Source organism: Nitrosospira multiformis (assembly GCF_900111585.1).
Taxonomy (GTDB): Bacteria; Pseudomonadota; Gammaproteobacteria; order Burkholderiales; family Nitrosomonadaceae; genus Nitrosospira; species Nitrosospira multiformis_B.
The window spans coordinates 409,808-421,491 of record NZ_FOHI01000003.1 but is presented as its reverse complement, the minus strand read 5'-3'; the positions used below and the strand labels follow the sequence as shown (position 1 = coordinate 421,491).

The window sequence follows — 11,684 nt, the reverse complement described above, 5'->3', positions numbered from 1 at the left end:
CCAAACTTGTACCACTTCGAGTCATACCACAGCGACATGTCGTAGTCCCGGCCGCTCGTCTTGGCCTGGCTCGACGTTCCCATCGTTGTTGCCATTTTGCTTCCTCCTGCTATCTTGTTAATCAAGTACTGCCTTGCTTCCAGCAGCCGCTTCCTCCCTCGTCAATCCCGGCAGAAGCGCTTGCCCTTCATGCTGCCTCATACTTCCAATATCCGCTTGCTGCCGCTTCTACTACCCAAAAAACCTGGCGTGCAAGAACAAATTGTCGCTTACTTACTTCTCAATACCGGCAGCAACTAACAGCAGCACCAGACCATACCCCAAATCCCTCCCTGGTACCACCTATATTGCCACTACCAGTACTTTACATACCCATAAGCCCGTAAAGACTACTCCCCGCCATACACTTAAGTCAAGCAGTTTGTCAGAGGGTAAACAGGGCAAAATGCGCGATAATCTATTGATCCTTAGCCATACCACGCATTTCAAGGACTGGAGCATATCTCATGCCAGAAATATTATTCTCATTCAATTCAAGAAGTTGCATCATTTGCATTATACTTTTACTACGCATATGTAAGAAAACTCGACACCCCCTGAGGCTCGGAGAACCCGGATAGGAGAGGCATCAGCACGAAAAGCGAGTCATTCTTTACTGGCCAATCTGTATTCATAATTTGTACACCCCAGGATTCGTATTTCATCCTGGCCGCGTTTATCATACCCCCTTTCCACTCCGATCACCGCTGATCCTGGCATGTCCATCATTCGCGTTGCGCTTGATAAACCTTTGAATACACTCTTCGATTATCTCGCCCCGGCAGGAGTGACAGAGCAGGATATCGGTTGCCGCGTATTCGTTCCCTTTGGAAAAAGTCGCATGACAGGGGTTATCATGGAGGTGGCCTCTCACTCCGACATTTCCCCGAACAAGATCAAGCAAGCCGGTCAGGTATTTCGCGATGTTCCACCCCTGCCAGCGGAGTTGCTCGAGTTATTCCGTTTTTGCAGCGAGTATTACCACCACCCGCTGGGAGAAGTGGTAATGAATGGCCTTCCGATCAGATTGCGCAGCAGTCAACCTTTTTTCATTCGCGCAGCGCCCATCATTTTTCAATATCGCCTCACGACGAAGGGTCGCGCTGTCGATATATCGGCCATTCCAGGTCGCAGCATCGCTAAACGCAGACTTCTGGTAAAGCTGAAGGAATCAGGGATGATCGAAGATGGGGAGGCAAAGCAATTTTCCAGCCGAGCCGCCGAGGCCATGAAGGAGTTTGTCGCTTTGCAATGGGTGGAAGAAATACCCATTGCCTCCCCCGTGGTTTCGGCTTCTCCGTTTCAAGAAACACCCCTGCTCCCCGTCCTGACCCCTGCGCAGAAAAGTGCGATCGATGCAATAGTCCCGAAAATGGGGGAATTCAATACATGGCTGTTGCATGGAGTGACGGGCAGCGGAAAAACGGAGATATACCTGCAATTGATTTCACTGCTGCTGCGCCAGGCGCGACAGACGCTCGTCCTCGTCCCGGAGATCAACCTGACGCCGCAATTGGAGTTCATCTTCCGGGCTCGCTTTCCCGGATTAAGGCTGGTCAGCCTCCATAGCGGATTAAATGCCACTGAACGCGCCGAAGGGTGGGTGCAGGCGCAGCATGGAGAAGCCGAAATAATACTGGGTACCCGGCTCGCTGTATTTACTCCGCTGCCAAGGCTGGGAATGATCATCGTGGATGAGGAGCACGATCTCTCATTCAAACAGCAGGAAGGCTTGCGCTACTCGGCGCGGGATGTCGCTGTCTTTCGTGCAAAGCGCGCCGGAGTACCCATAGTATTGGGTTCGGCCACTCCGTCGCTCGAAACCTATTACAACGCCATTACAGGACGCTATCTCCTGTTGCGCCTGCCCTCGCGTGCCGCCGACAATGCCTCCCTGCCAACCGTGCATTATATCGATATCGGTAAAATAAAAACTGAGGAAGGCTTTTCACCCCCGGTCATCACCGCGCTGGAAAAATGCCTGGCATCAAACCAGCAAAGCCTGGTTTTTATAAACCGTCGTGGTTACGCGCCAATTCTGCTATGCAGAGCATGCGGGTGGACAGCGGTCTGCCATCGCTGCGCCAGCCGTCTGGTCGTCCACTTGCGCGAAAAAAAACTGCGCTGTCACCATTGCGGCCACCAAGCGGAATTTCCCAGCCTCTGTCCGGAATGCGGGAATCAGGATATTGCTCCTTTTGGTCACGGCACACAACGAATCGAAGCTGCATTAACCCGGCTTTTTCCCCATGCCCGCATCGCCCGGATAGATCGCGACAGCACGAGGCGGAAAGATTCCTGGCAGCGGATATTGAAAGATATTCGTGAGCAGCGCGTGGACATACTCGTGGGCACGCAGATTCTCGCGAAAGGACACGATTTTCCAAATCTGTCGCTGGTCAGTATTCTGAATTCCGACGCCTCCCTGTTCAGCACCGATTTCCGCGCATCGGAGCGATTGTTTGCCCAACTGATGCAGGTAGCCGGGCGTGCGGGACGTTCAGGTACCCCCGGCGAAGTTTTGATTCAAACCGGGTTCCCCGATCACCCGCTCTATCGCGCACTGTACCAGCACGATTACGACGCACTTGCCCGGATGCTGCTGGAAGAAAGGAAAACCGCGCACTTCCCACCATTCGTCTATCAGGCTTTATTACGGGCGGAGGCGCCGGCAATTGCTACCGCGCTCGCCTTTCTTGCCAATGCGGCAACCCTGGCAAAAGCGCCACACCAGATTAAGGTATTTGATCCGGTTCCGGCCCACATGGCGCGACTGAAGGGAATGGAGCGCGCTTATCTGCTGGTGCAGTCGAGGTCCAGAAAGAAGCTGCAGGAATTCCTCGGGAGCTGGCGCACGAAGCTCGACAGCCTTCCCAGCCATAAAGTGCGCTGGACGCTGGACATCGACCCCTTGGAATTCTAGGAATATCTGGCAAAATTCCTCTGGAACATTCCCGATGCAGGGCGGCGTCATGGTGACGTATGATTTGATTTATACTCGTCCCTTTTTTCTGAAGCAACGATAGAAAGTGGTTTCAAAGGACTCCGGTCTTTGCAAGCCATTCCATCGGGAACATTATGACGGCCTCAAAAAGCACGGAAACACTGCTCGGCGATAACACAAACACATGGTCAGGACGCTTTGATGAACCGGTTTCGGAACTGGTCCAGCGCTATACCGCGTCAGTCGGTTTCGACAAGCGACTGGCGGAGTACGATATCCAGGGATCCCTCGCACATGCCCGCATGCTCGCTGCGGGTGGCATTATCGGCCATCATGACCTCGACGCCATCGAACGTGGCCTGAGCCAGATCCGGCAGGAAATCCAAGGTGGCGAATTTGTCTGGCAGTTGGCTCTGGAGGACGTTCATCTCAATATCGAGAAGCGCCTGACTGCGCTGATTGGTGACGCCGGGAAACGACTGCATACGGCACGTTCCCGTAACGATCAGGTAGCGACAGACATAAGGCTCTATTTGCGCGCCTCCATCGACCGGATTACCGCCCTGATCCATGCAGTGCAGAACGCGTTGCTGCATCTGGCGGAGCAGCATGTCGATACGGTGATGCCCGGCTTCACGCACCTGCAGGTGGCGCAACCCATCGTCTTCGGACACCATCTCATGGCCTATTTCGAAATGCTGAAACGTGACGCGGCGCGTTTGGCCGACTGCAGAAAGCGCGTGAACAAACTCCCGCTGGGAGCAGCCGCGCTGGCAGGAACAAGCTATCCCGTCGATCGCGCGATGGTAGCGCGGGAACTGGGTTTTGAGGGTGTCTGCGAAAATTCGCTGGATGCCGTTTCCGATCGGGATTTTGCCATTGAATTCTGTGCAGCAGCAGCCCTGATCATGACGCATCTATCGCGCCTGTCCGAGGAACTCATCTTGTGGATGAGCCCACCTTTCGGATTTATCGACTTGGCTGACCGTTTCTGTACCGGCTCATCCATCATGCCGCAAAAGAAAAACCCGGATGTGCCCGAGCTGGTGCGCGGCAAGACCGGGCGCGTGAACGGACATCTGGTCGCATTGCTGACTCTGATGAAGGCCCAGCCGCTCGCGTACAACAAGGATAACCAGGAAGACAAGGAGCCTCTGTTCGATACGGTAGATACACTGACTGATACGCTGCGCATTTATGCCGATATGCTGGCCGGTATACGCGTCAAGCAGGCTGCCATGCGAGAAGCAGCGACGCGTGGGTATGCCACTGCCACCGACCTTGCCGATTATCTGACAAAAAAGGGATTGCCTTTCCGTGAGGCGCACGAAGCAGTGGCACAAGCAGTGCGCTTTGCCGAAAAGAGCAACCGGGACTTAAGTGCACTCACCCTGCCGGAGCTACAGCAATTCTCTCCGTTGATCGAGGACGATATCTTCACTGTGCTGACGCTGGAAGGGTCGTTGAATAGCCGCAATCACATTGGCGGTACTGCCCCGGTACAGGTTGCCGCCGCTATACGGCGGGCAAGAGAATGGCTATCCGCAACCACCAGCTGCGCAATAGTCTGAAGCAATTATGCAATCCTGGACAGAAATCGCGGCGCAAATCTCCCATTCCACCGGTACTCCTTTTACCATACAAACAGCTTCCTCCCTGGGTGGCGGTTGCATCAACCAGGCATATCGAATCGAAGGGAACGGCCAACGATTCTTCGTCAAACTGAACAATCCGGAATGTCTTTCGATGTTTGAGGCGGAGGCTGCGGGTCTTCAGGAAATTCGTAATTCCCGCAGTCTGCGTGCGCCTGCGCCAATATGCTGGAGCGGAAATACTTCCGTGGCATGGCTGGTGCTAGAATATGTGGAGATGCGCGCCGGCACCGGGGAAGGTGTCCGTGCACTGGGAGAAGGGTTGGCTATAATGCACCGTGTCTCTTCCGGGGAATTCGGGTGGACATGCAATAACACCATTGGAGCGACCCCGCAAATCAACGCGCCTTCGTCCAACTGGATCGATTTCTGGCGCAAGCACCGTTTAGGGTATCAATTGCAATTGGCGAAGGCCAATGGCTACTCGGGACGGATACAGACACAGGGGGAGCGATTGATGGGGGAACTGGATTGCTTCTTTCCTGACGGACAACCTGACGTGTCGCTCCTGCACGGCGACCTCTGGAGCGGCAACTACAATTTCGATGAAACGGGGCAACCCGTCATATTTGATCCTGCCGTCTATTATGGTGACCGCGAAACCGATATTGCGATGACTGAACTGTTTGGCGGTTTTCCCGGCAGTTTTTATGCGGCTTACCGGTGCGCCTACCCACTGGATGCGGGTTATGCAACCCGCAAAACCCTCTACAACCTGTATCACATACTGAACCATCTCAACCTGTTCGGCCGGGGATACCTCAGCCAGGCGGAGCAGATGATGGGCAGACTGCTGGCGGAAATCCGCTGAGGTTCACTTCGGGGCTGTCAAACATCCACAGACTCCTGAAACACAAGCCCGGCATGCTCGCGCATTTTGTGAAAACGAATGTGTTTCCAGTTTTCTTCGGCCACGCTGAGTTCCGCGCCGAAGGAAGCCAGAAATGTCGGTGCGCCCACGGCATCATAGGCGACGCGGTGGGCGTTGGTGTCGATGAAGCGTTTGAGTTCGCGTGCATCCTCAGCGGTAATCCATCGCGCCAGCTGGTATTTCGCGGGAGCAAGACGCGCGTCCACGCTGTATTCATGCTTGAGGCGATGTGCGACAACGTCGAATTGCAAAGCTCCCACCGCGCCGAGCAGCAGCGCGCTGCCCAAGTGCGGCCTGAAAACCTGGATCGCACCCTCTTCGCCCAATTGCGCCAGCCCCAGTTTGAGCTGCTTGCTGCGCATGGGATCGGCGATTTCCACTGTCTGAAAGATTTCCGGGGCGAAAAATGGCAGACCGGTAAACTGCAAGCGCTCTCCTTCCGTCAGCGTATCCCCGAGTTGCAATGTCCCATGATTGGGAATGCCAATGATATCTCCGGGATAGGCAACGTCGAGTAAATCGCGCCGCTGGGAGAGAAAAGATACGACCCCATTGGTACGAATATCCTTGTCGTTACGCGCAATTCTCAGGTTCATGCCGCGTTCGAACCGGCCGGAACAGATGCGAACGAAGGCGATACGATCCCGGTGGGCCGGATTCATGTTGGCCTGAATCTTGAACACTACTCCCGTAAATCGTGGTTCGTGCGGCTGGACGTGACGCTGCAATGCGCTGCGTGAACCGGGTGGCGGGGCAAGACCTACCAGAGCATCCAGCACTTCACGGATGCCGAAGTTATTAATGGCCGAACCAAAAAAAACCGGAGTCTGGCGGCCTGCGAGAAACGCTTCCTGGTCGAATTCCGGCGAAGCGCCGCGTATCAGCTCGATCTCCTGCTGCAGATTTGCGGCCTGATCTCCAAAACGTTCTGCCAGCAGCGGATTATCCAGGCCTTTGATGATTTCATCTTCATCGTCCAGCCTGTCAGAACCGGGATGAAAAACACGCATGTGATTGTGCCGCAGATCGAAGACGCCTTGAAAACTGCGCCCCATCCCCATCGGCCACGTAAACGGCACTGCGGCCATGCGCAGTGTTCGCTCGATCTCATCGATGAGATCGAGCGGATCGCGCACTTCCCGGTCCATCTTGTTTACAAAAGTGATAATGGGGGTGTTACGCGCGCGGCATACTTCCAGCAAGCGCAACGTTTGGGCTTCCACCCCATTGCCGGCATCGATCACCATGAGGGCGGCATCCACTGCGGTCAGCACCCGGTAAGTATCCTCCGAGAAATCCTGGTGTCCCGGCGTATCGAGCAGATTGATGACGCAATCCCCATACTCCATCTGCATAACCGAGCTGGCAACCGAAATGCCTCGCTGCTTCTCGATCTCCATCCAGTCGGAGGTCGCATGGCGGCTCGCCTTCCGCGCCTTGACGCTGCCGGCGATATGGATGGCGCCGGCGAATAACAGTAATTTTTCCGTGAGTGTCGTTTTACCGGCATCCGGGTGAGAAATTATGGCAAACGTGCGCCTGCGCGCCACTTCCTGACCAACCATTCGGAGTATTCCTTATCTTATGCCTGTGTTTTACGGTCTGACTGATCCTCGTCTTGAGGATAAAGATAGCAGTGTGTCGTATGCGTTGAACTGAATGTGCTTGCTGCCGGGTAGTTTTTACGACAGGCCGGCATGACGTGGGAGCAACGGGGATGAAAATGGCAGCCCTGCGGCGGATTGGCGGGCGACGGAAGGTCGCCGTGCAGGCGAATAACCTTCCGCTTCGACTCCAGTTCGATAACGGGAACAGCGGATAACAATGCCTGCGTATAGGGATGACGGGGGCTGCCCAGAACTTCATCCACCGTCCCGCGTTCCACTATCCTTCCCAGATACATGACTGCGATCTCATCCGCAATATATTCGACCACTGAAATATTATGGGTGATGAACAGATAGGCCAAGCCCAGATTGCGCTGCAATTCCCTCAACAGATTTAAAATCTGGGCCTGCACCGACACATCCAGCGCGCTGGTGGGCTCATCACATACGATCAGCTTCGGGTTGACGGCCAATGCGCGGGCAATGGCTATCCGCTGGCGCTGGCCGCCGGAGAACTCATGCGGGTAACGCCATTTGGTCTCTGCTGGCAGGCCGACACTTTCGAGTAACCCGTCCACTCTTTTTTCCTTGCGCTCTTTTCCGTCATCTTCGACCCCGAGGGCGTTCATTCCCTCTTCGATAATATCGACAATGCGCATTCTGGGATTGAGTGATGAATACGGGTCCTGGAATATAAGCTGGAATTCGCCGCGGAGTCTCCTTAACCGGTTGCGCTCCAGACCTACCAGTTCCACCCCGTTGTAGCGCACGCTGCCCGCCGTGGGAGGGATGAGTTGCAGCATGGCTTTTCCTGCCGTCGTCTTTCCGCAGCCGGATTCTCCCACCAGCGCCAGCGTTTTGCCCCGATCAATCTTGAGCGATATTCCGTCGACTGCCTTGACGTACCCCGCTACACGCCTCATCAAGCCCTTGTGGATAGGGAAATAAACCTTCAGATCAGTAACGGATAACAGGGAACCATCAGGCGTTGGTTGCTCCGCTCCAGCACTGGGGAACGACTCAAACTCCCTGCTTTCCGCATCCAGCCTGGCCGGCGCGCCTGCTTGCGCCGAAACCGCCGGTTTGACGATCTTTGATCCAAAATTCTGATTAAAGAGGTGGCATCTTACCTGCTGCTCTCCGGTCAGCGCGGTCCATCCCGGCGCCACCTGATGACACAATTCCCAGGCCTGGTCGCACCGGTCCGCAAAACGGCAGCCAACGAATTCCCGTGACAGGGAGGGAACGTTGCCCCTGATCGCATCCAGCCGATGACCCTGTTTGCGTCTGTCCCTGCCGGGTAAGGCAGCAAGGAGTTTGCGGGAATAGGGATGTGCCGGTCCGCGAAAAAACGCCTCACGGCTCGCCGTTTCCACAATTTCCCCTGCATACATTATTCCCACCCGATGCGCCATCTCTGAAGCCACACCGAGATCGTGCGTAATCAGCAAGATTGCCATGCCCACCCGCTGCTGCAAGCCGCGCATGAGTTCCAGCACCTGCGCCTGGATGGTCACATCCAGCGCGGTCGTGGGCTCGTCGGCAATCAGGAGCTCCGGCTCCCCGGCCAAGGCCATGGCAATCATCATCCGTTGCTTCATTCCACCGGAAAACTGGAAAGGGTATTCATTCATGCGCCTTGCCGCATCCGGTATTCCTACCTGGTCCAGAATTTCCACGATGCGTTTTTCTGCCGCTTGTCCACGCAAGTCGAAATGACGCTGCAATACCTCGCCAATTTGATGCGCCACGGTCATCACCGGATTGAGGCTTAGCATCGGCTCCTGGAAAATCATGCCGATGCGCTTCCCACGCACGTTGCGCATGGCTGCCTCGGGAAGCAGCAGCAGATCTTCGCCGCCCAGACAGACAGAGCCACTCACGATTTCGCCGGCTTCCGGCAACAGCCGCATTACCGAAAGCGCCGTGATGGATTTGCCGCACCCGGATTCCCCCAGGAGTGCAAATGTTTCACCCTTCAGGATCTGCAGCGTAAGCCCATCGACCGCCCATACCGGTCGCCGCTCCGTGTACAGAACGGTTTCGAGATTCTGGATTTCAAGAACTGAATTCATGCCGGGAGAGAATCCTCTGCGGAAAAGGGAATCTGGTTACGCATTCTTCCCGATGCTTTTCCGGCGCCATGTTCTCGCCAGGGCAGACAGGGTCTTCATCCTTGGATCGAACGCATTCTGTACCGCATCGGCAAAGAGATTCGCGCTCAGGACCAGCGCAAACATGAAGCTGAAGGCAGCAAACAGTGCCCACCACACCATCGGTTCCCGCGCCATTTCCAGGCGCGCGGCGTTGATCATGGTGCCAAAACTGATGGTTGAAGGATCAACGCCCACTCCCACATAGGATAGTACAGCCTCTGCCAGTACCAGACCGCTGAAATCCATCACGGTGGTGATCAGCACGATGTGCATCACATTGGGGATAATATGGCGGCTGATGATGCGCCAGTGGGAAACGCCGAATGCATTGGCTGCCTGGATATATTCCATTTCGCGCAGCTTCAAGGTTTCGCCCCGTAGGAGGCGGCACAGGCCAGTCCAGCTTGTAACCCCCAATATGATGCAGAGAAACAGCAAGCGGAGATCAGCGCGCGCAGCGATGGTATCGAAGAGCTCAGGATGAGTCTCCATGTAAACCTGCATCATCAGCACCGTGGCAGCAATCAGTAGAACGCCGGGAATCGAACTGAGTGTGGTGTACAGGTATTGAATCAAGTCATCTACCCAACCCCGGAAATAACCCGCGGCAACTCCGAGAAGCAGTGCAAAAGGAAGCATCATCAGTGTCGTGAGCGTTCCTATGAGGAGTCCGGTACGGATACTCTTGAGGGACTGGTAAAATACGTCCTGCCCCACTTTGTCCGTGCCAAGAATGTGGTAATCGCTGCACAATGCAAGAGCGGCGCCGCCAAGCAGCAGTATCAGGGCGAGCGTCACAAATACCGCTCTCCATGGCACCGGAGTAATACCCCGCCAGATTGTGGAAAGCGTGGACATAAACCTTTCATCCCTGCGGTGCGCCACGATCGCTGTCACCGATGTCGCGATCAAGAACCAGAGCAGCAGGGCAAGGCCCGCGCCTGCTCCAGCTCTGGTGGCAATATCGCTGGCAAGCTGAGCATCCGGATCCTGCAGGTGCGCTCCGCCGAATTTCAGACGGGGGAATTCGCGTACCTGCCCTCCGCCCGGCAACTCCACGGTTTCGCGAGCGTAGAGATGCGTGGCGAAAGGCGCCGAGTAGGTTGTTTCCACTTGCGTGCGCAGAGGCGTTGCAAGCAGGTCGAGCAGGCTCAACACTTCGACCCCGTAAGCGGCTTCACTGCCGCCATTGCCGTTTTCGATGGCGGGACGCAAATGTATCGTGTCGAGCAACCCGATAACGATAAAGAACATCAGTATGGTGAGTGCTGCCATGCCGCTTGCACTATGTCCGACGCGCCGCCAGGGCGCGAGAAGATGTTCATGGCGCCGCACCTGCCAGGCAAAGATAACGATTACGGCAACCAGAACGTAGACGAGCGCATCAGTCCACAGGATTACAGGTTTGAAAGACATGTCAACCTTGCCGGAATATTGTCATTCCAGCCTTATCCTCGGATCCACCAGCGTATAGGAAATGTCGGTCAATATCAGTCCGACGATATAGAGCAACGATCCCAGGAAAACCATCACGCGCACCACGGCAAAATCCTGAGAGTTGATCGCATCGATGGTATAGCTGCCCAATCCCGGAATGCCGAAAAATGATTCCACGATCAGGCTTCCCAGAAACAGCAGGGGAATTACCACAACAGCCCCGGTAAGAATTGGAATCAGGGCATTCTGCAGCACATGTCGAAACAGCACGGCACTTTCCGGCAGGCCCTTGGCACGGGCAGTACGCACGTAGTCCTTGCCCATCTCCTCCAGAAAAAGTGTCCGGTACCAGCGCGTGTTTGCGCCGGCGGCGCTGATGACGCCGATAATCACCGGCAGCACTAGAAACTTGGCCGAATCCAGTCCCTGGCTGTAACCCGATATGGGCACGAGATGCCACAATTTGCTGATCAGAAATTGCCCTCCAATAATATAGAACAGGCTTGAGATGGACATTAGCGCGACGCATAGTACCACACCCCAAAAATCCACGTAGGTGGCCCGAAAAAATACCATCGTCAATGCGAAGGCGATATAAACAATGAGCCCCAGCACGAATACCGGAAGTGCAATGGCGAGACTGGGCAGCATGCGCGTCCTGATTTCGTAGGCGATGTCGCGCCCGTCATCGGCACGACCGAAGCGGAATGCGAACATGGCGACGGATTTCTCGAAAAATATGGTACGGGTAACTTTCTCGAGGCCCTCCTCGGCATTGTTGAACATCAGCGGCTGATCATAGCCGTGCTCCTGTTTCCACTTGGCGATGGCCTCCGGTGTAACACGCTTGATGCCAAGCTGCATGCGCGCCATGTCGTCGGGCGTGTTCACAACAAAAAACAAGGTGAAAGTAATCAGGTTCACGCCCACCAGAATGGGGATCGCATACAGGATGCGCCGGATGATGTAATTAAGCAT

7 protein-coding genes are annotated in these 11,684 nt (G+C 55.3%); 3 read left to right on the top strand and 4 right to left on the bottom strand.

Features of this window, described 5'->3' with window-relative positions; all coding sequences use genetic code 11:
* The first annotated feature begins 757 nt into the window (after nucleotides 1–757).
* From BMW46_RS07300 to BMW46_RS07290, 3 genes are all read left to right on the top strand, one after another.
* On the top strand, nucleotides 758–2,962 hold the full coding sequence (locus BMW46_RS07300) for a primosomal protein N' (protein WP_074706556.1): 2,205 nt from the start codon (nucleotides 758–760) through the stop codon (nucleotides 2,960–2,962).
* Nucleotides 2,963–3,117: 155 nt separating this feature from the next.
* The gene (gene argH, locus BMW46_RS07295; protein WP_074706553.1) at nucleotides 3,118–4,554 is read left to right on the top strand and encodes an argininosuccinate lyase; all 1,437 of its coding nucleotides are present in this window, start codon (nucleotides 3,118–3,120) and stop codon (nucleotides 4,552–4,554) included.
* A gap of 7 nt (nucleotides 4,555–4,561) precedes the next feature.
* Complete coding sequence (locus tag BMW46_RS07290) at nucleotides 4,562–5,446, top strand: fructosamine kinase family protein (RefSeq protein ID WP_074706551.1); 885 nt, start codon at nucleotides 4,562–4,564, stop codon at nucleotides 5,444–5,446.
* A gap of 17 nt (nucleotides 5,447–5,463) precedes the next feature.
* Here the strand turns inward: BMW46_RS07290 and BMW46_RS07285 are convergent, their stop codons facing one another.
* From BMW46_RS07285 to BMW46_RS07270, 4 genes are read right to left on the bottom strand one after another with little or no spacing between them, the layout of a single operon-like run.
* Nucleotides 5,464–7,071, bottom strand: coding sequence for a peptide chain release factor 3 (locus BMW46_RS07285; protein WP_074706548.1), 1,608 nt, complete (start codon nucleotides 7,069–7,071; stop codon nucleotides 5,464–5,466).
* Nucleotides 7,072–7,088: 17 nt separating this feature from the next.
* Nucleotides 7,089–9,188 carry an ABC transporter ATP-binding protein gene (locus BMW46_RS07280; protein WP_074706545.1) on the bottom strand — a complete coding sequence of 700 codons (2,100 nt, stop codon included), beginning with the start codon at nucleotides 9,186–9,188 and terminating at the stop codon, nucleotides 7,089–7,091.
* A 36-nt stretch (nucleotides 9,189–9,224) separates the two neighbouring features.
* Nucleotides 9,225–10,685 (bottom strand): ABC transporter permease, encoded by a 1,461-nt coding sequence (locus BMW46_RS07275; RefSeq protein ID WP_074706543.1) that lies wholly within the window; start codon nucleotides 10,683–10,685, stop codon nucleotides 9,225–9,227.
* A gap of 21 nt (nucleotides 10,686–10,706) precedes the next feature.
* The gene (locus tag BMW46_RS07270) at nucleotides 10,707–11,684 is read right to left on the bottom strand and encodes an ABC transporter permease (RefSeq protein WP_074706540.1); all 978 of its coding nucleotides are present in this window, start codon (nucleotides 11,682–11,684) and stop codon (nucleotides 10,707–10,709) included.